Here is a 19,297-nt window from a genome sequence, read left to right as displayed (position 1 = left end):
CCTTTCCCTCTGATTGTCCTTCTTTTTTCTGCGCACGGCTGCGGCCGAGCGAGACGATTTTGTCCTTGGCTTCAAGGAAACGCGTGACTTTTGACCCCATGCTCAGAAGCATGGTCAGTCGTTCGGTTTCGAGCGATTTCACATCATCATACCAGTTGGTCAGGCGTTCAATCAGACCATGCATATCGCCCATACGCGCTTGCGCAAATGCATCACTCTCCGTTGTCGGCTTTTCCATCAGAATTTCACGCAACACACTCAAAGTCGGATCGACTTCGCGTTTTTTGCGTTCTTCCGCCAATGTGCGCAGAATCTGCCAGACATCGCCCGGCGTGGAGTAAAAATCGCGACGGTCACCCGGAATGTGCTTCAGCAAAACAAGGTTCCAGCCTTGCAGCTCTCTGATACCCATAGAAACATTCGACCGTGAGACGCCAAGGGCATCCACGATCTGATCGGCACAGAGCGGGTCTTTAGAAAGATAGAGCAAGGCATAGATCTGCCCGACCGTGCGGTTGATACCCCAGCGGCTGCCCATTTCACCGAAGTGCAGTACAAATGATTGTACGATTGGCGACAATTCCAAATCAGTTGCTCCCGTATTTTCTGAACTTTCAGAAATTACTGAAAGTTCAGATATTATTATTGTTGCTCCTCCGCAACCCGCAAAGCAGGTCTGGACAATAAGTCGCAACACAAATCAGAGAAGAGGCACGTCCAGAAATCGCTAATAAAGGTCGTTTGAGGTCGGCAATTGCCGGCTGTCATCCGTTTTATCGCGATGCATGGTTGCCCGCGTCAATAGCATCAGTGTTACCGGCGTTGTCACAAACACAAAAGCGGTAATTAACAGTTCATGCAAAACCGGTCGCGATTGCAAGACTGTAAAGAAAATAATTGATGCAATGAGAATGCCGCCGACACCAAAAGTCGTGCCGAGTGTCGGAGCATGAATCCGTTCATAGAACTTTTTAAAGCGCAAAAGACCGATCGCGCCGATCAGCGTAATCAGTGATCCGCCCAGCAAAAAGACCGAGACCAGAATGGCTGCCCAGAGCGGCAGTTGCGTTGCATGGTTCATTCGATCACCTCGCCGCGCATCAGGAATTTTGCCAGTGCCACGCTGGACACAAAGCCCAGCAGCGCAATCACCAAGGCAGCTTCAAAATAAATCGATGTGCCGGTGCGGATACCGAAGGTAATAAACAACATCATCATCGTGGCATAAAGCGTATCCAGACCCAGTATACGATCCTGCGCACGCGGCCCTGCAATCAGACGCCATGTTGCACAAAGCAGAGCTGCCCCCAGACAAAGCTGGGACAAAAGCAGCGCCCAGGATAAAATCACTGTACTCATGTGAAAATCTCCATCAGCAGGCGTTCATAATGCTGTTTTATCACGGTGCGGAACTCATCTTCTCCGTCTTTATCGAGAATATGAATCAGCAAAACACCCGTTACGGGATTAAAATTTGCCCATGCCGTACCGGGCGTTGAGGTCACGATACAGGCCAGAATACCGAGCGGCAAACGTCCGCGCAATTGCAGGCTGATGGTAACAAATCCTGCCTGACGCTCTGGCCGGTCAAAAAGAATGATTTTGATGACCGCAATATTTGACCAGAAAATATCGGCAACAACGCGGAAAAACAGTTCGATAATTGCCCTTACAGAGCGAACCCGCACCGGTTCCGGATCCAGCGAGGTGAAAGCCAGACCTGCGCCCAATGCAATGAAAAAGCCCAAAATCGTATGACCGGGTGTGAAGCCGTTGAGCAGCAGCCACATGATCCAGAAGCTCAGCGACAAAACGGGATGCGGAAACAATGCTCTCATTGTGCGTCTCCCTTCGCAGCCGGTGTGCTGGCAGCGGCCGGTTCGAATCCCGCCGAGCGTTTTGCGTCCAGAACATGGTCGATATAATTATGCGGACGATGCAGTGCCTGCGCGGTCGCATCGAGATAGCGCATCACCGGTGCCGCCTGAATGGTCAGAGCGAGACACAGAAACAACAGCCCCGCCACCGGCACCAGCTCAATAATCAGCACGCGCGGTACATTGCCTTCCATCGACGCCCAGAAGGTACGGATACCGGAGCGCGACATTGCAATCAGTGCCGAGACACCGGACAGAATAATCAGCGTGACATAGGCCCAGCTTGCTGCGGAAATCGGTGCATCAGTGCCCATGCCAGCCGGATTGAACAATGCCGACAACAGCGAGATTTTTGCCACGAAACCGGAAAATGGCGGCAAACCAATCAGCAAAATAGCGCTGACGGCAAAACAGGCACCGAGAATAGCAAGCGTTGCAGGCAAAACTGTGCCGACTTCCTCTTCCTCTTCTTCTTCCTCGTCACCATAGGCTTCAATCGTCACCGCCAGCACGTTGGCCGCCGCATCCTGACCGCGCTCCACCAGCTCAATCAGCAGAAAGAAAGCCGCAATCGTCAGTGTTGAGCTGATCATATAGAACAGAGCGCTGCCGGTAACCGCCACATTGCCCGTACCGATTGCCGCCAGCAATGTACCGGAAGAAACCAGCACGCTGTAACCGGCAATGCGCCCGAGCGCCTGCGATGCCAGCACCCCGATCAGACCGAAAGTGATGGTCGCCAGACCGATATAAAACAGTCCTGCATCACCGAAACCTGTTGTCCGTGGTGTCAGTTCGCCGAAAAATAGCAAAGACAAGCGCAGCAAAACATAAATACCGACCTTGGACATGATCGCGAACAATGCGGCCACCGGTGCGGCCGCAGCCGTATAGGTTGTCGGCAGCCAGAAATTCAGCGGCCATGCACCGGCTTTCACCAGAAATGCCGTGCCGAGAATGGCACCGCCCGCCTGCAGGAACATCAGATCATCTGCCGGTACATTGGGAATACGTTGTGCCAGATCGGCCATATTCAGTGTGCCGGTCACACCATAGATCATGCTGACGCCGATCAAAAACAGCGATGAGGCCGCGAGATTAACGGCAATATAATGCAAGCCCGCCTTAACGCGGGTGGCACCGGAGCCATGCAGTACCAGCCCGTAAGATGCTGCCAGCAGCACCTCGAAAAATACGAACAGGTTGAACAGATCACCGGTCAGGAATGCGCCGTTCAGCCCCATCAGCAGCAGCTGGAACAGCGTATGGAAATGCGAACCCGCTTTGTGCCAGCGTGCCAACGCAAAACACAGTGCCGCCAGTCCGAGAATACTGGTCAGCAGCACCATCATTGCCGAGAAACGATCCAGCACCAGCACAATCGCATAGGGTGCCGGCCAGTTACCCAGCAGATAAGGAAGCACGCGGTCGTCCGGCGTATTGGCCATATTGACCAGCATGATCGCGACAACAAACAACACAAAAGTCGCTGCAATGCTGATTGCAGCTTTCAGCACACGGCGACGCTCATCATAGAGCAGCAACAAAGCTGCGGTGATGAGCGGCAGCAGAATCGGCGCGATAATCAGATGTTCCTGCCAATCCTGCATTACTGGCTCTCCCTGCCGTCAACATGGTCGGTACCGGTCAGACCACGGGAAGCCAGCATGACCACCAGAAACAGGGCTGTCATGGCAAAGCCGATCACAATCGCTGTCAGCACCAGTGCCTGCGGCAACGGATCGGTATAAAGAGCGGGATCAGGCTGATCACCCAGAATAGGCGCGGAATCTGTGCGCAGACTGGCCATGCTGAAAATAAACAGATTAACCGCATAGGAAATCAGCGACAGGCCGATAATCACCTGAAAAGTACGCGGACGCTGCAAAAGCCACAGGCCGGAAGCTGTCAGAATACCAATACCGAGAGCGAGAATAAGTTCCATTAGCGTCCCTCTCCCTGCTTAACGAGTACGGCCTGTTCAGCCTGTTCCGATTGTGTTTTTTCCGAACGGCGATGACGGATCGACTGATGTGCCAAGGCAATCAGCATCAGAACGGTGGCACCGACCACAAGTGTGAAGACGCCGATGTCAAACAGCAGTGCCGATGCCACCGGCATTTTGCCGATCACCGGTACTTCCGCATAATCAAAATAGGTGGTGAGAAACGGATAACCGGCAAAGAACGAACCGGCACCGGTTGCCGCTGCGGTCAGCAAACCGAAGCCCATCCATTTCACCGGCAGAATGCGCAAATGGCTTTCCACCCAGCGGGTACCAAAGGCCAGATATTGCAGAATAAAGCCGATTGCCATCGTAATACCGGCCGCAAAACCGCCACCCGGCAGATCATGACCGCGCAGCAGCAGATGCATGGCGAAAACGATAATCACGCCGAACAAATATTGCATAATCACAGAAGGCACAGCGAGATATTCGGACAGGGTTGCACCAGCATGACGTTCCGGATCCGCCTCGTCAAAAGCATTCTGGATTTTCTGCTGTTGCGGGGATTCCAATGTGTCCGATGCCGGACGGAAACGACGCAGCAGCGCATAAACCGTCAGACCGACAATACCAAGCACCGTGATTTCTCCCAGCGTATCAAAGCCGCGGAAATCCACCAGCAACACATTGACCACATTCTTGCCGCCAGCTTCCGTATAGGAATTGCCAAGGAAATAATCAGCAAGCGTCGCAGGGCTGAAACGGGTCATCATCGCATAGGAAACAAGCGCCATACCGCCGCCGCCAGCCAGCGCGATAATCAGATCGCGGTAACGGCGCAAGCGCGGCACCAGAGGAATGCTTGCATTTTCATCTTCCTGCCAGCGTTTCGGCAGCCAGCGCAGACCAAGCAGCAACAGAACTGTGGTGACAATCTCAACCAGCAACTGCGTAACCGCGAGATCCGGTGCGGAGAGCCATACAAATGTAAAACAGGTCACAAGCCCGGCGCCGCCAAGCAGCATCAGCGATGCCAGCCGGTGATATTTAGCCTGATAGGCCGCACCGACCGCACAAAGCGCGCCGATCAGCCAGACAATGGCAAAGACCGGATCCACCGGCAGCGGCACCAACGGCCCCATAAATAGTCCCGCCTGATAAATAGGCCAGGCACCGGCAAAAATCGCAATCAGCATCAGCACCCGCATTTGCGGTTGCAAACGACGTGTGCCGAACCGGCTTTCAATACTACGCGCCCATTTCCATGAAACGGTTACCAGCACCATCTCAAAAATACGCTGACCATTGAGATGGCGCAGCAATGGCGGCCCTTCATCGCATTTTGCCAGATAGTTTTTCATCACCATGAAGATCACGGTTCCGCCGATCAGCGCAATCACACTCATCAGCAGCGGCACATTAAAGCCGTGCCAGATTGCAAGGCTGTATTCCGGTGTGGCACCGCCAAGAACCGACACGACAGCCGTGTGCAGGAACGGCCCGACAATCAATGTCGGCACAATACCGATCAGCAGGCAGAGCAGCACCAGCAATTCAATCGGGAAACGTACCCATTCCGGCGGCTCTTTCGGTGTATGCGGCAGGTCAACCGGTGCGGGACCAAAGAAGGTCGAATAGATAAAGCGGATCGAATAAGCGACACTGAAAGCGCTCGCCAGCGTTGCCACATAAGGTGTGACCGTATCGAGCCATGAAGACAGATGTGTCTCCACCGTTTCCGCAAAGAACATTTCTTTGGAAATAAAGCCATTCAGCAGTGGTACACCGGCCATCGCCGCACTGGCAACCATCGCCAAAGTTGCCGTAATCGGCATGAAGCGGAACAAACCGCTTAGTTTTCGCAAGTCACGCGTGCCGGTTTCATGATCGATAATCCCCGCCGCCATAAACAGCGAAGCTTTGAAGATCGCATGATTGACCATGTGGAAAATCGCGGCAACGGCTGACAGCGGGCTGCCGAGGCTGAGCAAAGCGGTAATCAGTCCCAGATGACTGATGGTTGAATAAGCCAGCAGGCCTTTCAGATCCTGCTGGAACAGCGCGAACCATGCGCCCAGCAGCAAAGTCGTCAGACCGGCAAGCCCCAGCAACCAGAACCATTCTTCTGTGCCCGCCAGTGCAGGCCACAGCCGCACCATCAGAAACACACCGAGCTTAACCATCGTTGCAGAATGCAGATAGGCTGAAACCGGCGTCGGCGCGGCCATCGCATTGGGCAGCCAGAAATGGAAGGGAAATTGTGCGCTCTTAGTGAAAGTACCAAGCAGGATCAGCACCAGAGCCACCGTATAAAGCGGATGGTTTTTAATCAGATTGCCCGATGCCAGAATAACATCCAGCTCATAACTGCCGACAATATGACCAAGCAGCAGCACACCGAGCAACAGGCCAAAACCGCCAAGACCGGTAACGGTCAACGCCATACGCGCACCGTCACGGGCGCTGACATTCTGATACCAGTAACCGATCAGCAGGAAGGAGAAAATACTGGTGAGTTCCCAGAACACCACCATCAGGATCATATTGCCCGACAGCACCACGCCGAGCATTGCCCCCATAAAGGCAAGAAAGAATGAGAAAAAGCGCGGCACCGGATCTTCCGATGACATATAATAGCGCGCATAGATCACCACGAGCAGGCCGATGCCTGTGACCAGCATGGCAAACAGCCAGGCAAGACCATCCATCCGCAAAGTGACATTGAGACCATATGCAGGCAACCATGCCATCTGCGTGTGCAGAACTTTACCGCCGGTCACATAAGGATAAAGCGCAATGGTCAGCAGCAATGCTGCAACCGCGGTCAGCCCCGCGAACCAGACAGCAACCTGCCGGTCATTCGATCTGAGAAGGCCTGTAAGGGCGCAGCCAATAAATGGCAGTATGATGAGCAAAAAAAGGACTTTTCCGTCCGTCACCATCCGCGCCTGCCCTCCTCAAATTCCTCAAGAGCGGTTTTCACTCTCATAAAACTACATAATTGAAACGAAATTATCTCGTTAAATCCGGTTGTTATTATGTGGTTTTGGCCTGCATAATAGCAAGTGCTTGATTGCAACTTATGTCTGCAATTTCCCGATCTCAGGCACAAAATTTCCGATTTCGGCGGCTTTTACACAAGGTGTGGAAAAACTCGCCCGCAAATTATCTATTAAATTGGTTTGATGACAAAACTGAGTGCGGATTATGACATGTTTTTTTCATAATCCAGCCGGTTCCGCCGTTGTTTCTGCAATTGTCGAATCAACCGGAATAGCCGAAGCTGCAAAGTGCAATTAATACAGGCATACAGGAATATCTTATGGGTCCGCAGACAGACAGCGTCCAGTCCTCTCCGTCCTTACCGGCAAAAACGCAGGTCGCTATTATCGGCGGCGGGATTATCGGTGTGTCCACGGCACTTTATCTGGCGCAGCGCGGTATTCCTGTAACCCTGCTGGAAAAAGGTGTGATTGCCGGTGAACAATCCAGCCGCAACTGGGGCTGGTGCCGTCATACCGGCCGCGACAGCCGCGAAATGCCGCTGATTGTTGAGAGTATGAAACAATGGGCGCAGATGAATGCGCTGACCGGCAGGGAAACCGGCTTCCGCACCACCGGTATCGCTTTCGCCACAGAAAAAGAAGAAAATCTGGAAAAATGGCGTGAGTGGGTGAGCATTGCCAAAGAGCACGGCATCGACAGTCAGGTTGTTGGCAAACAACAGGCCGAAGCGCTGGCACCCGGCCTGCAACGTTCGCTCTATGGTGCGCTCTATACCGCGGCTGACGGCCGCGCAGAGCCGCAAAAAGCAGCTCCTGCTATTGCAGAAAAAGCGCGCGAGCTCGGTGCTGTCATCATGCAGAATTGTGCTGTGCGCCGGATTGAAACCACCAATGGCCGCGTCAGCACTGTAATTACCGAAAAAGGCGCGATTGAGTGTGAAGCTGTGGTAATTGCCGGCGGCAGCTGGTCACGTCTGATCTGTTCTGATCTGGGTATTACCCTGCCGCAGCTGAAAATGCGCTCATCCGTATTGCGCACCACGCCGGTTGAGGCCGGCGTTGAATCTGCCATTGCTTTCTCCGATTTTGCACTGCGCAAACGGATGGATGGCGGCTATACGGTTGCCAGCCTCTCAGGCAGTATTGCCGATATCGTGCCGGACAGTTTCCGCTTCCTGCCCAAATTCATTCCTGCATTGCGCACTGAATGGAAAACCGTACGCCTGCGGTTCGGACAGCGCTTTATTGAAGAAGCTTTTGAGTGGAAATTACGCCCCGCAGATCAGACATCTATCTTCGAGAAAATCCGGATTCTTGATCCGGAACCGCATAAAGCTGGCAATCAGGCCGTTTTCAAAGCGCTGCAACAGGCTTTACCTGCCTTCAAGAATGTACAAATCGCCCAGCAATGGGCAGGTCTGATTGATACGACGCCGGATATTGTACCGGTCATCTCGCCGCTGGATCATCTGCCGAATTGCATTGTCGCCACCGGGTTTTCCGGCCATGGCTTTGGCATCGGCCCAGGTGCGGGTAAACTGATCGCCGATATGGTGACCGGTGAAAAGCCCGTTGTTGACCCTTCACCGTTTCATATCAACCGCTTCAGCGATGGTTCAAAAATCCATATTGAAATGTGGTAGCGGTATAAATGGATTCAAAACTTAAGCCGCTTCTTCCAACAACCAAGCATCAGGAAGTTCTGAAAGGCCAGAAACCATACAGAGGCGTTCATCACTATCATTAATATTATAAGCAGATAGTGCAAACGCTTTATCCACGGAATACATACGATATATGTTATTCTGCTGCGTAGAACTAAAATACAAATTTAACTTATTTTTTTCTTCATACAAAAGATAAGTCGCGTTAACAATTTTAATCGATAGATTATTATCTTTTTTTGTTGGCCCAAAATTATCAATCAAATCAGACCCATTAACTGCAGCACTTATTGTGTGCACTGCTGTATCTTGGAAAGCTTTGCTTTGATGTATTTCCCATTTTGTTGAAGCATTTTCTTTATTGATTGAATTTTTCAAATCAACATTATAATAGCCTCCCTCCATCGTCATTTTTCCCAAAACGATATATTGATTTGTTCGTAAATTTTTAATATGATAATACATATTTAAATTTCCTAAATATAATTTATACACATCTAAAACTATATTAGATAAATACTTTGCTTTCTAATGTTAATTATTACAGGATATATTTTTTATATATCAATTAAAAAATTACAATAAGCGCATCAGATACAGCCCTGCCATCAGGGCTGCTACCCCCAAAATCACAGAGCACAGAATATAGGCCAGTGCCGTGCCTATATCACCGTTTTCCATGAGCAGCACTGTTTCCAGTGAAAAGGCAGAAAATGTCGTGAATCCACCCATAATGCCGGTGGTAAGAAACAGTTTCCAGCTCTCCGCAAGACCGCCACGCGCTGAAAAATAGCCGATAATCAGCCCCATCAACAGGGAGCCGATAATATTGACCGCAAATGTGCTGAGCGGAAACATTGTCAGTGCGGAGAAACGTGACAATAGCAAACCGGTGCCGTAACGGGCTGCCCCGCCGATCCCTGCTCCGAGAAAAACAATCAGAAAATTCATATTGCTCCCCTGACCGCTTCTGTTTTCTGTCAGCTGTTTTCCTGATCGCTGTCGTCAACCGGCTTGCCGGGAATGACATAGGCATCTGACAGCCAGCGGTTTAAGTCGACACTACGGCAGCGCGGCGAACAAAACGGATAAGAGTCGCGTATTGAGGGTTTTCCGCATTCAGGGCAAGGCCGTGTCGGACGCAACGGCGTCACATTTTCATAGGAGGCGGCAGGTTTGTCTTTATCCGCCATCACACTTTGCCTTCATGCCACTGGTCATAAACCGGAAAATTTTCACCTTCCAGCAATGCCTGCGTTTCATGCAACGGCAGGCCGACAATATTACTGTAGGAACCGACCATTTTGACGATAAAACTGCCTGCCAACCCTTGAATAGCATAACCGCCTGCTTTGCCGCGCCATTCACCGGAGCTGATATAGGCATCCATCTGGCGGCGGCTCAGCCGGTCAAAGCGCACACGGCTTTCAACCAGTACCTGACGCAGGCTGCCTTTCGGCGTGACCAGACAAACACCGGTAAAAACTTTATGGGCACGGCCGGAAAGCAGGCGCAGACAATCAAGCGCCACATCCTCACTCTCCGCCTTAGGCAGGATCTGCCGTCCCACGCCTACCACAGTATCGGCTGCGAGAATGAAAGCGGATTTATAATCCGCATCATTCTTCAGCTTGTCCTTGGCTCTTTCTGCCTTCTGTTTTGACAAACGTTTTGCCAGCGAACGGGGATGTTCCGAACGCTGCGGTGTTTCATCAATATCAGCAGGCTGCAGAAATGCAGGCTCAATACCGATTTGCGCCAGAAGCTCAATGCGCCGCGGCGATGCCGAGGCCAGTACCAGAGTATGGGACATTGTTGTCTTCATGGTCAGATATGAGTCCGGCAGCAGAAATTTTATTTAAAGCGGTAGGTAATACGACCTTTGGAAAGGTCATAAGGGGTCATTTCCACCAGTACCTTGTCGCCGGCCAGAACGCGAATGCGGTTTTTACGCATACGGCCAGCCGTATGAGCGATGATTTCATGTTCGTTTTCGAGTTTTACCCGAAACATAGCATTCGGCAAAAGTTCCGTTACAATACCCGGGAACTCAAGGACTTCTTCTTTAGCCATACGTAACCTGTCTTTTAGTTTAATAAATCTGCATCATGCAGAAGGTCTGAATTTGCGCGGAACCTATATGATTAGAGTCCGTTTGTGAACAACTGAAATGGAGAACTGTTAAAAGCTCTGCTGAATCACAGAAAACGTTCAGTAATTTTCTGTTTTAAACGGTCGCGAACATCTCGGTAGGCCGATAAACGCTGCTCCCGTGAGCCGGTGACCAGTGTCGGATCAGGCATCGGCCAATATTCCACATTGGCCGCAAAACTGCGCATCCGCTCCAATACCACATGATGTGCCTGCGGTGTCAGCGTAATAATCAGGTCAAAATAACCGTCATTCAGCTCTTCCAGTCCGACAGGCTGTCTTTCATTGAGCGACAGCCCCTCTTCCTCAAGCACCGCATCCACAAACATATCACGTTCACCGCGTGTTACACCCGCTGATGCGACATAGGTTTTGCCCTGCAGCATGGAACGGGTGAGAATCTCCGCCATCGGCGAGCGTATCGCATTCATTCCGCAGACAAATAGAACGGATGCCGGTTTTTTGACAGTGGCAGCATCTGCAAGAGCATCCGGCACCGGATCAGGAATTATGCTCATCCGTCACCCGCGCCAGTGCAACACACAGACAAGCGTAAACAAACGCCGTGCCGTATCGAAATCAAGGTCGATCTTACCTTCAAGCCGGTTCATCAAAGTCTGCGAGCCTTCATTATGCAAGCCGCGCCGCCCCATATCAATCGCCTCAATACGGCTCGGCGTTGCCGAGCGGATGGCTGCATAATAGCTTTCGCAGATCAGAAAATAATCTTTGACCGTTTTACGCAGCGGAGACAGCGAGAGAATATGCGTTGCCACAAGCTCCCCTGCCTCACGCGTAATATTGAAGATCAGGCGTTTTTCAACCAGTGACAAACGCAGACGATAAGGCCCGCCATTACTGTCACCAACCGGAGAAAAACTGTTTTCCTCGATCAGATCGAAAATAGCGACGGCCCGTTCATGCTCAATATCCGGCGTAGACTGGCCGATTGTCTCGTCCAGTTCCACATCGATCAGCCGGGCATTGTCACTTTTTCCGGTCATCACTCTTTACGCAGGCGGTATACAGAAAACCTGCCCGCTGTCCCTCATTCATCGTTACATATTCAGTCGTCGTGAAATCGACAGACCGTGTGCCTGCAATCCTTCAGTTTCAGCCAGCGTAATCGCGGATGGTCCGAGAAGACGCAACTGCTCCGCACCCAGTTTTAAAAGCGAGGTGCGTTTTACAAAATCCATCACCGACAGGCCGGAAGAGAACCGCGCGGATCGGGCTGTCGGCAGAACATGGTTCGGCCCGCCAACATAGTCACCGATCGCTTCCGGCGTATATTTTCCGATGAAGATCGCACCGGCATTGCGGATTTTCGGTAGCAGACCATCCGTATCAGCCACTGCAATTTCCAGATGCTCGGCAGCAATACGATTAATCAGCGGCACAGCGCTGTCAAAATCATCCACCAGAATGACCGCACCAAAATCCTGCCAGCTGGCACGGGCGATTTCCGCGCGCGGCAAGGTCTGCAACTGGCGCTCAACCGCATCTTCCACCGATTTGGCGAAATACGCACTGTCGGTCAGCAGAATTGACTGGGCAAAAGCATCATGCTCGGCCTGCGCCAGCAAATCCGCAGCAATCCAGTCCGGATTATTGTCACTGTCAGCCACAACCAGCACTTCTGACGGGCCTGCAATCATATCAATGCCGACTGTGCCGAAAACCAGACGTTTTGCGGCCGCAACATAGGCATTGCCAGGACCGACGATTTTAGAAACCGGTTTGATAGTTTCAGTCCCATAGGCCAGAGCTGCAACTGCCTGCGCACCGCCCACACGATAAATCTCTGAAACACCGGCAAGATGCGCAGCCACCAGAACCAGAGGATTCAACACGCCATCCGGTGACGGAACCACAATAACGATACGCTCAACGCCCGCGACTTTAGCCGGAACCGCATTCATCAGCACCGAGCTCGGATAGCTGGCTGTGCCACCCGGCACATAGAGCCCGACCGATTCAACAGCTGTCCAGCGTGAGCCAAGCTCAACACCGAGTGCATCAGTATAATAATCGTCTTTCGGCAATTGGCGCTTGTGATAGGATTCAATCCGGTCACGCGCCACAATCAGCGCATCAATCACAGACTGGTCGGCATTTTTAACAGCCTCCTGTACTTCCTCAGCCGTCACAGCAATGCCGGTCTTTTCCAGATCAATCCGGTCAAAACGCCTGGAATAGTCGATCAGCGCCTGATCGCCGCACTCGCGTAGCTGCTGCACGATCTCACGCACGGCACGGTCAACATCTTCTGAAACTTCGCGTTTGCCTGCCAGAAACGCCGCAAAACGGTTTTCAAAATCTGCGGCACTTTGTATGAGCGTCTGAACCACGCTAACCCCTCATTTCGTCATATTATCGGCAGCTATATGATCCGGTTTATTGCCGGTTTCCCAGGCAGGTCCCAGATCAGCAAGGCGCATTTCAATCACTTCAACAGTAAGACGAATGGTCTTATCTGCTGCAAAAACCAGTTCAATCACACCGGAAGGCGCATCAGCCGGTTCAAAATTAATCGCCAGCAAAGACAACACATCCTGTGGTGCGGTACGGTCGATATTCTGTACACGTACCTGCGTTACACGGTCAAAATGCAACACGCTGCGGCGGCGCTCATAGCTCTCTTTACCGCGTGTGCGCACAGGTTGCTGTTCACGGACAAAACGGTTGCACGCAAGAATAAAACGCTGCTCCGCAGGGCGGTAATCCAGATCGCCGACTTTCAGAACCGCATCCTGCATATGTGCAGAAATAATCTGTAAGTCTTCCTCATCCATTGCCACAAGCTTGAGCATTCGCAATCATTCTCCTTGAGCATTTCAATTCGCTAAGAACAGTCTATGCCATTGATATAAGCACTTAACAGTAAAAAGCACTACTGATTAATAGCAAACCCCGACCTGCGACAACAGATCGGGGTCTGGTTCAGAAAAACCTGCAAACAGATTAACCGCTGATGCGGGAAACTTCGGCCCCGCAATTGGACAGCTTCTCTTCCAGACGTTCAAAACCACGATCCAGATGATACACGCGGTTCACAGTGGTTTCACCTTCTGCCGCCAGACCTGCAATCACCAGTGTTGCAGAGGCACGAAGATCGGTCGCCATCACCGGCGCACCTTTCAGGCGCTCAACACCTTCAACCGTTGCGGTTTGGCCGGACAGGGAGATTTTTGCACCCAGACGCGCCAGTTCCTGCACATGCATGAAACGATTTTCAAAAATCGTTTCCGTAATATGCGATGTGCCTTTGGCTTTGGTCATCAGACCCATAAACTGCGCCTGCAAATCGGTCGGAAAACCCGGGAACGGATCGGTCGTAATATTCACCGGTTCAATGCCGTGACCATTGCGCACCACGCGAATGCCGTTTTCCACATCGGTGATCTCTGCGCCGGTCTGGCGCACGACATCCAGTGCAGACTGCAACAGGTCTGAACGGGTATTCTGCAGAACCACATCACCGCCGGTCATGGCAACAGCCATGGCATAGGTGCCGGTTTCAATACGGTCAGGAATCACGCGAACACGCGCGCCATTCAGGCTGGTCACACCCTGAATGTGAATAGTCGGTGTACCCGCACCTTCAATTTTCGCACCCATGGCATTCAGGCATTCTGCGAGGTTTACCACCTCCGGCTCACAGGCCGCGTTGTGAATAATTGTATCGCCCTTGGCGAGACAGGCAGCCATCAGCGCCACATGGGTCGCACCGACAGAGACTTTCGGGAATGTGAATTCAGCTCCGACAAGACCCGAACTGGTTGTTGCACGGGCATAACCGTTTTCAATCTCGATCTTTGCACCCAGTGCAGTCAGGCTGTCGAGCATCAGATCAACCGGACGTGTGCCGATCGAACAGCCACCCGGCAGCGACACAATCGCTTCACCGGCACGTGCCAGAAGCGGCCCGATAACCCAGAAGCTGGCGCGCATTTTAGCAACCAGTTCATAAGGTGCAGTGGTGTCAACGATATTCTTCGTGGTGAAATGCACAGTGCGCTCATAGGAGCCGTTCTGATGTTCGCGACGGCCGTTGACCGAATAATCCGCACCGTGATTGCCGAGAATGCGTGTCAGCAGCTCCACATCGGCCAGATGCGGCATATTTTCAAGCGTCAGCGTTTCATTGGTCAGAAGCGATGCAATCATCAGTGGCAGAGCTGCATTTTTCGCGCCGGAAATCGGGATAATGCCGTTCAGTTTGTTGCCGCCGGTGATTTTAATACGATCCATAATTTTTCACTTTCACGGCAATGTCTTCCTGCACAAAACGCATTCCCTGCATTTGTCGAGACAGCCTGTTTTCAGACAGTCACAGCAGATGCTGCTTCTGTCCTGTTCCGGTTTTCCTGTTACAGATATCTTTGCCGTGCAAAGTCTGCGCTGATATTAATGCTGCCATAAAGCAGTTTGGTGCTGACACAACAGTCTGATTCAATCAGAAATGTGTCTTTTATTCTAAAATCACACTTTTCATTAAAGCCATGATCCGTCCGGCAGCTTTGCATTATGCGGGAGGCTCATAATGCAGCCCCGAACTGTAAACATTCAGGCTTTCGTCTTCCGGACATGATCCTAAATTGAAAAAGTTTAGAAATATCATCCGGACGAGGTATTCAGTCAGTTTCAGTCTTACCGGCAGCAGGCAATCCTTCGCCGCGCTCGTCTTCCGCACCGGAACGTCTTGAACGAATCTGTGCTTTGCGACGCATGAGATTCGCACGCAATTGTTCAGAACGGCGCTTAGCACGCTGATCTGCTTCTGCTTTTTGGGATGGGGTATCAGGCTTATCAGTCATTATGCGGTTCTTTTACACCAGCAAACCTGTTTGGAAAAGCATACATATGCACAGGTTTGTACGGTTTTTGTATTTTAAGCAAAAGAAATGCATTTGATGGCTTGCGGTTTCACGAATCTTATGCCAGAAGTCCGCCGCAACGGACAGTATGCTGCGGTAGCTCAGTGGTAGAGCACTCCATTGGTAATGGAGAGGTCGAGAGTTCAATCCTCTCTCGCAGCACCAGTTTTCCCTAACAAATCAAATATATGTAAAGCGCCTTATTCGGGCGCTTTTTTCAATTCTGCATGAACACACGGAACTAAGCGCAAAGATTCGTGCATAATCCGTGCAAGCAAGCTCGTACATCATTCCCTGCACATTGGTTTCCGCCCAGTTCATAAGCAACCTCAGGCTCTCGAATCTGTATTGACTCTCATACGCAATGAAACATTTTAAGATCATTCATTGAAGTTCCTGAAATTCTGTCATTCCCTGCTGTGGGAATAAGGAAGAAGCAGAGGAGTGTCCCGGTGCCCGAAATAAGTAGTCTGCTTGCTTTTGCGCTCATCGCACTCGGCATGGTGCTCACGCCCGGACCAAATATGGTTTACCTCATCTCGCGGTCGATCTGCCAAGGCCGTACGGCAGGGCTGATCTCACTCGGCGGTGTTGCCCTCGGCTTTGTGTTCTACATGCTCTGCGCTGCGCTCGGCATTACAGCAATTGTTATGGCTGTGCCCTACGCCTATGACGCACTGCGTTTCGGAGGCGCGCTCTATCTGCTCTATTTAGCGTGGCAGGCAGTAAAACCGGGTGGCAGATCGCCGTTTCAAGTGAAGGATTTGCCAAAGGATAGTCCCCGTAAGCTTTTTATGATGGGATTTCTGACGAACCTGCTCAATCCCAAAATCGCAGTCATGTATCTGTCGCTCCTGCCACAATTCATAAGCCCCGATCATGGCAGTGTGCTTGTTCAATCCTTAGCCCTCGGTTTTACGCAGATCATCATCAGCGTGACTGTCAATGCGATGATCGCTATCGCTGCCGGTTCAATCGCAGCCTTCCTTGCCAGCCATCCGACATGGCTGGTTATACAAAGATGGCTGATGGGTACTGTACTCGCCGGCCTTGCCATACGTATGGCAACGGAAGCGCGTCGTTAGAGTCTCAATAAAAAATCACCAAAGAACAGAAAAGGCCGCTGTCGTCGGGAAAAGTGATAATGCTTCAGCGAGCGGCCTGCTTCCCCTCTTCATCAACGCTATGAATTGGTTAGTATTCTATGGCTTTTGCCCCAACACCAATTTCGATAACAGATCAATCTGTTGCTGTTGCTTTTCGATCAGCGCACTCAGTTCAGTTGAGATAACCTTGTCCAGCTTGTCGTGCAAAGCCAGTATCTCGATTTCAGCTTTCAAATTGATTTCATAATCATGACCTGCATCCATACGATCTTTTGCGGCCTGTCTATTTTGGCTCATCATAATCACAGGTGCCTGAACCGCAGCCAGCATAGATAGTATGAGATTCAAAAATATATACGGATAAGGATCAAATGCCCGGATCGCAGCAAGCGAATTAAAGCCTACCCATGAAGCAAGCAGAACAGCAAAGATAAAAATGAACGTCCACGAACCACCGAACTTGGCTACTTTATCGGCGAGCCGCTGCCCGATTGTTAGTTTGTCATCGAATGCGACATTCACGTTACGCGCAATAGTCTGACGATCAACCAAGCGCTTAAAAATTCGCATTTCCTTTTCGGTAAGGGACTCTAACGGTTTCCCGAGATAATGAATCGCCTGCTCGGAAAAATGATATTTTTGATCTGGCTCTGACTTTAAGTTTTTTGGCATATGAATCTCCGCACTAAATTCCAGACCAATGTTTCGATAGACAAATATCATTCCGCAATATTACGATTTAGCAACCGATTTTCACCATCAGGAAAATCGTGAAGATCAATGAAATGAGCAGTCTCGCAACAATAATATTTGCTCTTATAAAGGGAACATCATGACCACAGATAAGAATGTAAAAGGCCCTGCTTCATACTTTCCGTCCATTGAGAAAACATACGGAAAACCAGTCAGTCATTGGTTAGAGATTTTAAGCGGGATAAAAGGTAAAAAACATATGGAGATGGTAGCTATACTCAAATCCGAACACGGACTTGGCCATGGCCACGCAAATGCTTTGGTTGCCTATCATATGGCCTCAGCTGCAGAATAATTCTTCAATCAAGGCCATTTCAGATCAGTATGCAAACCTCCCTGAACATCCCTCTCAAAGCATCATTTGGAGGCTGGAAAGCGCTTCCGTGGCTTGCATGGGGAAGCAACAATATGAAACCCGTACTGATGCTCCATCCTGACAAGATAGAGTATCGGTTATTCCGCCTTCGCCAGAAACCATATTCGGCTATTTCACGTGTTGATTACCGATCAGCATGGCGTACTGAAAACATCGTCATAGAGTTCAACGATACCTTCAATACATTCATCGGGAATACAGGTGATCGCGACATGACCTGCAAAGCCCTCATATATTTGCGGGGCAGAGGCTGCTATCTTTCTGAGAGAGCCGCAGTTTTGATTGCTTCAGCCAAATAAGTGTTTCAGGGAGTGGCAGCCATTACATAGTCACTGCGGAAATAGCACCGAGCAACCAATCAAGAGGATTATATGCGGGGAATTATTGTTACAGGTATATTGCTGGCATCTGCTGTTTCAGCCCATGGAGCAGAAAAACCACTTGAAACATATTATGCACGGTTAAGTGCAGAAGATCATTTCAATTCAGCGGGAAAGCGCCTTACATCTGCTGCGGCGATTATTCGGCAGGATCGCGCAAACTATCATGTCTATGGCAAGCGCGATCAGGAAGATGAACCTGATTACACATTCTCATCCAAAGAAAACCGCGCCCGTTTCGAGCGCATGGCCGCCAAAGGCAAATTTTATGATGGCACAGAAAAAGCAATTCTCAATGGAACGCCATTGATCAATGTTGAGATATATGAGGATTATGTCATCGTATCAGTGCGGGAGTGACGGCGTTTTTCTTTAGCTCTCAATTGAGCCTGATATTTCATGCTATTTTGCTAAACAACCGATTGCACAGGTGCTGCATGAGAGTCATATCCGTCGCCTGCTCTATTATACTGATCGCAACGATCATATCCGGTTGCGCTAACCGCCAATGCAGTGATTGGCCGGGCACATGCATTATTCAATAACCTGACCTGACAAGTCATTTTCCCAATCTGCCTTGTTGAGCTATTTACTACCCTGATCTGCTATGATTGAGTGCAATAAAGCGGCTCTTACAGCCCGCTTGCCTCACCGCTCATCTGCGCTTCTTCTCTTTTTCTCTGCGCCTCTTCCTTATCTTTATCATAATGCCACTTGATAGCGAAGAACATGCAAACGCCTAATACACCAAGCTTGAAGATACCGAAGACGATAGGAACCCAATCCATTTTTTGAAGCTTTCTATGCTGCAATCTATGGTGCAGAGCACTAGCAGAATAATTCTGATTAAACAGCTCATTTTTATCTAATCACGCTTTGGTGACCAGATAAATCCCCTCTTACTTCACACGCCTGGGACAGATTTTATTGCCGTGATTTTGAATGTCTGGGATGTGGGCAAGTACATGAAATACGGCGGATAGTGATGCACTTCTAGAAGGCTTAAGCAACAACACAGATTTCACTACCACCTGAAGTTCACATATATGAGACCGGCATTTCTTTACTGATTTGAATAGCCCCTAGATTTGTAGACACCTTGTGACTTAAAAAAGAGGCAAGGAGCTTACGATGGGTAAAGCTAATTTCACCGACGA

25 protein-coding genes and 1 tRNA gene are annotated in these 19,297 nt (G+C 50.5%); 6 read left to right on the top strand and 20 right to left on the bottom strand.

Annotation, left to right across the window (positions count from 1 at the left end; all coding sequences use genetic code 11):
* The 7 genes from A918_RS18990 to A918_RS18985 all read right to left on the bottom strand — a co-directional run.
* The coding region (locus A918_RS18990; RefSeq protein ID WP_084664575.1) for a GbsR/MarR family transcriptional regulator at positions 1 to 586 on the bottom strand (586 nt) is incomplete at its 3' end.
* 141 nt (positions 587 to 727) lie between these two features.
* A complete protein-coding gene (mnhG, locus tag A918_RS0100640; RefSeq protein WP_028233201.1) occupies positions 728 to 1,081 on the bottom strand; it encodes a monovalent cation/H(+) antiporter subunit G in 354 nt (117 codons plus the stop codon).
* Positions 1,078 to 1,359: a K+/H+ antiporter subunit F gene (locus tag A918_RS0100635; RefSeq protein WP_022709184.1), complete on the bottom strand. Its 282-nt coding sequence runs from the start codon at positions 1,357 to 1,359 to the stop codon at positions 1,078 to 1,080. Before A918_RS0100635 ends, mnhG begins: the two co-directional genes overlap by 4 nt.
* Positions 1,356 to 1,838, bottom strand: coding sequence for a Na+/H+ antiporter subunit E (locus A918_RS0100630; protein ID WP_022709183.1), 483 nt, complete (start codon positions 1,836 to 1,838; stop codon positions 1,356 to 1,358). Before A918_RS0100630 ends, A918_RS0100635 begins: the two co-directional genes overlap by 4 nt.
* Positions 1,835 to 3,487 (bottom strand): monovalent cation/H+ antiporter subunit D, encoded by a 1,653-nt coding sequence (locus tag A918_RS0100625; RefSeq protein ID WP_022709182.1) that lies wholly within the window; start codon positions 3,485 to 3,487, stop codon positions 1,835 to 1,837. Before A918_RS0100625 ends, A918_RS0100630 begins: the two co-directional genes overlap by 4 nt.
* Positions 3,487 to 3,822, bottom strand: coding sequence for a Na+/H+ antiporter subunit C (locus A918_RS0100620; RefSeq protein WP_022709181.1), 336 nt, complete (start codon positions 3,820 to 3,822; stop codon positions 3,487 to 3,489). The genes A918_RS0100625 and A918_RS0100620 overlap by 1 nt, the downstream gene beginning before the upstream one ends.
* On the bottom strand, positions 3,822 to 6,767 hold the full coding sequence (locus tag A918_RS18985) for a monovalent cation/H+ antiporter subunit A (RefSeq protein WP_022709180.1): 2,946 nt from the start codon (positions 6,765 to 6,767) through the stop codon (positions 3,822 to 3,824). Before A918_RS18985 ends, A918_RS0100620 begins: the two co-directional genes overlap by 1 nt.
* Before the next feature lie 380 nt (positions 6,768 to 7,147).
* On the opposite strand from A918_RS18985, the gene A918_RS0100610 reads away from it, so the two are divergent.
* Complete coding sequence (locus A918_RS0100610; RefSeq protein ID WP_022709179.1) at positions 7,148 to 8,473, top strand: FAD-binding oxidoreductase; 1,326 nt, start codon at positions 7,148 to 7,150, stop codon at positions 8,471 to 8,473.
* Positions 8,474 to 8,494: 21 nt separating this feature from the next.
* Here the strand turns inward: A918_RS0100610 and A918_RS0100605 are convergent, their stop codons facing one another.
* The 11 genes from A918_RS0100605 to A918_RS0100555 all read right to left on the bottom strand — a co-directional run bounded on the left by A918_RS0100605 (position 8,495) and on the right by A918_RS0100555 (position 15,465).
* The gene (locus tag A918_RS0100605) at positions 8,495 to 8,959 is read right to left on the bottom strand and encodes a hypothetical protein (protein ID WP_022709178.1); all 465 of its coding nucleotides are present in this window, start codon (positions 8,957 to 8,959) and stop codon (positions 8,495 to 8,497) included.
* Positions 8,960 to 9,070: 111 nt separating this feature from the next.
* A complete protein-coding gene (gene crcB / locus A918_RS0100600) occupies positions 9,071 to 9,445 on the bottom strand; it encodes a fluoride efflux transporter CrcB (protein ID WP_022709177.1) in 375 nt (124 codons plus the stop codon).
* Positions 9,446 to 9,474: 29 nt separating this feature from the next.
* Entirely contained in the window at positions 9,475 to 9,687 is a 213-nt protein-coding gene (gene yacG, locus A918_RS0100595) for a DNA gyrase inhibitor YacG (RefSeq protein WP_022709176.1), read from the bottom strand.
* Positions 9,687 to 10,307 (bottom strand): Maf-like protein, encoded by a 621-nt coding sequence (locus tag A918_RS0100590; RefSeq protein WP_245257268.1) that lies wholly within the window; start codon positions 10,305 to 10,307, stop codon positions 9,687 to 9,689. The genes yacG and A918_RS0100590 overlap by 1 nt, the downstream gene beginning before the upstream one ends.
* Positions 10,308 to 10,348: 41 nt before the next feature.
* On the bottom strand, positions 10,349 to 10,567 hold the full coding sequence (infA, locus tag A918_RS0100585) for a translation initiation factor IF-1 (protein WP_022709174.1): 219 nt from the start codon (positions 10,565 to 10,567) through the stop codon (positions 10,349 to 10,351).
* Positions 10,568 to 10,692: 125 nt separating this feature from the next.
* Complete coding sequence (locus A918_RS0100580; RefSeq protein WP_022709173.1) at positions 10,693 to 11,163, bottom strand: low molecular weight phosphatase family protein; 471 nt, start codon at positions 11,161 to 11,163, stop codon at positions 10,693 to 10,695.
* A 3-nt stretch (positions 11,164 to 11,166) separates the two neighbouring features.
* The gene (locus tag A918_RS0100575) at positions 11,167 to 11,649 is read right to left on the bottom strand and encodes a UPF0262 family protein (protein WP_022709172.1); all 483 of its coding nucleotides are present in this window, start codon (positions 11,647 to 11,649) and stop codon (positions 11,167 to 11,169) included.
* Positions 11,650 to 11,703: 54 nt separating this feature from the next.
* Positions 11,704 to 12,996, bottom strand: a complete 1,293-nt coding sequence (gene hisD, locus A918_RS0100570; protein WP_022709171.1) for a histidinol dehydrogenase — start codon at positions 12,994 to 12,996, stop codon at positions 11,704 to 11,706.
* Between the two features lie 9 nt (positions 12,997 to 13,005).
* On the bottom strand, positions 13,006 to 13,464 hold the full coding sequence (locus tag A918_RS0100565) for a DUF2948 family protein (protein ID WP_028233198.1): 459 nt from the start codon (positions 13,462 to 13,464) through the stop codon (positions 13,006 to 13,008).
* Between the two features lie 145 nt (positions 13,465 to 13,609).
* Positions 13,610 to 14,899 carry a UDP-N-acetylglucosamine 1-carboxyvinyltransferase gene (gene murA / locus A918_RS0100560; protein ID WP_022709169.1) on the bottom strand — a complete coding sequence of 430 codons (1,290 nt, stop codon included), beginning with the start codon at positions 14,897 to 14,899 and terminating at the stop codon, positions 13,610 to 13,612.
* A 383-nt stretch (positions 14,900 to 15,282) separates the two neighbouring features.
* Positions 15,283 to 15,465 carry a hypothetical protein gene (locus A918_RS0100555; RefSeq protein WP_022709168.1) on the bottom strand — a complete coding sequence of 61 codons (183 nt, stop codon included), beginning with the start codon at positions 15,463 to 15,465 and terminating at the stop codon, positions 15,283 to 15,285.
* 150 nt (positions 15,466 to 15,615) lie between these two features.
* Here A918_RS0100555 and A918_RS0100550 point away from each other — a divergent pair.
* Positions 15,616 to 15,690 (top strand) — tRNA-Thr (locus A918_RS0100550).
* Positions 15,691 to 15,977: 287 nt separating this feature from the next.
* On the top strand, positions 15,978 to 16,610 hold the full coding sequence (locus A918_RS0100540) for a LysE family translocator (RefSeq protein WP_022709166.1): 633 nt from the start codon (positions 15,978 to 15,980) through the stop codon (positions 16,608 to 16,610).
* A 117-nt stretch (positions 16,611 to 16,727) separates the two neighbouring features.
* Here A918_RS0100540 and A918_RS0100535 read toward each other — a convergent pair whose 3' ends face one another.
* Complete coding sequence (locus A918_RS0100535) at positions 16,728 to 17,303, bottom strand: DUF1003 domain-containing protein (protein ID WP_028233197.1); 576 nt, start codon at positions 17,301 to 17,303, stop codon at positions 16,728 to 16,730.
* A gap of 160 nt (positions 17,304 to 17,463) precedes the next feature.
* On the opposite strand from A918_RS0100535, the gene A918_RS0100530 reads away from it, so the two are divergent.
* From A918_RS0100530 to A918_RS0100520, 3 genes are all read left to right on the top strand, one after another.
* Entirely contained in the window at positions 17,464 to 17,679 is a 216-nt protein-coding gene (locus A918_RS0100530; RefSeq protein WP_022709164.1) for a DUF4287 domain-containing protein, read from the top strand.
* A gap of 113 nt (positions 17,680 to 17,792) precedes the next feature.
* Positions 17,793 to 18,059: a hypothetical protein gene (locus A918_RS0100525; protein WP_198013253.1), complete on the top strand. Its 267-nt coding sequence runs from the start codon at positions 17,793 to 17,795 to the stop codon at positions 18,057 to 18,059.
* 72 nt (positions 18,060 to 18,131) lie between these two features.
* Positions 18,132 to 18,500 carry a hypothetical protein gene (locus A918_RS0100520; RefSeq protein ID WP_022709162.1) on the top strand — a complete coding sequence of 123 codons (369 nt, stop codon included), beginning with the start codon at positions 18,132 to 18,134 and terminating at the stop codon, positions 18,498 to 18,500.
* A 272-nt stretch (positions 18,501 to 18,772) separates the two neighbouring features.
* Here A918_RS0100520 and A918_RS21930 read toward each other — a convergent pair whose 3' ends face one another.
* The gene (locus tag A918_RS21930) at positions 18,773 to 18,928 is read right to left on the bottom strand and encodes a hypothetical protein (RefSeq protein WP_022709160.1); all 156 of its coding nucleotides are present in this window, start codon (positions 18,926 to 18,928) and stop codon (positions 18,773 to 18,775) included.
* Positions 18,929 to 19,297: the final 369 nt, after the last annotated feature.

This window comes from Pseudochrobactrum sp. AO18b, assembly GCF_000409565.1.
GTDB lineage: Bacteria > Pseudomonadota > Alphaproteobacteria > Rhizobiales > Rhizobiaceae > Pseudochrobactrum > Pseudochrobactrum saccharolyticum.
This window is presented reverse-complemented; position numbering and strand designations above follow the sequence as displayed.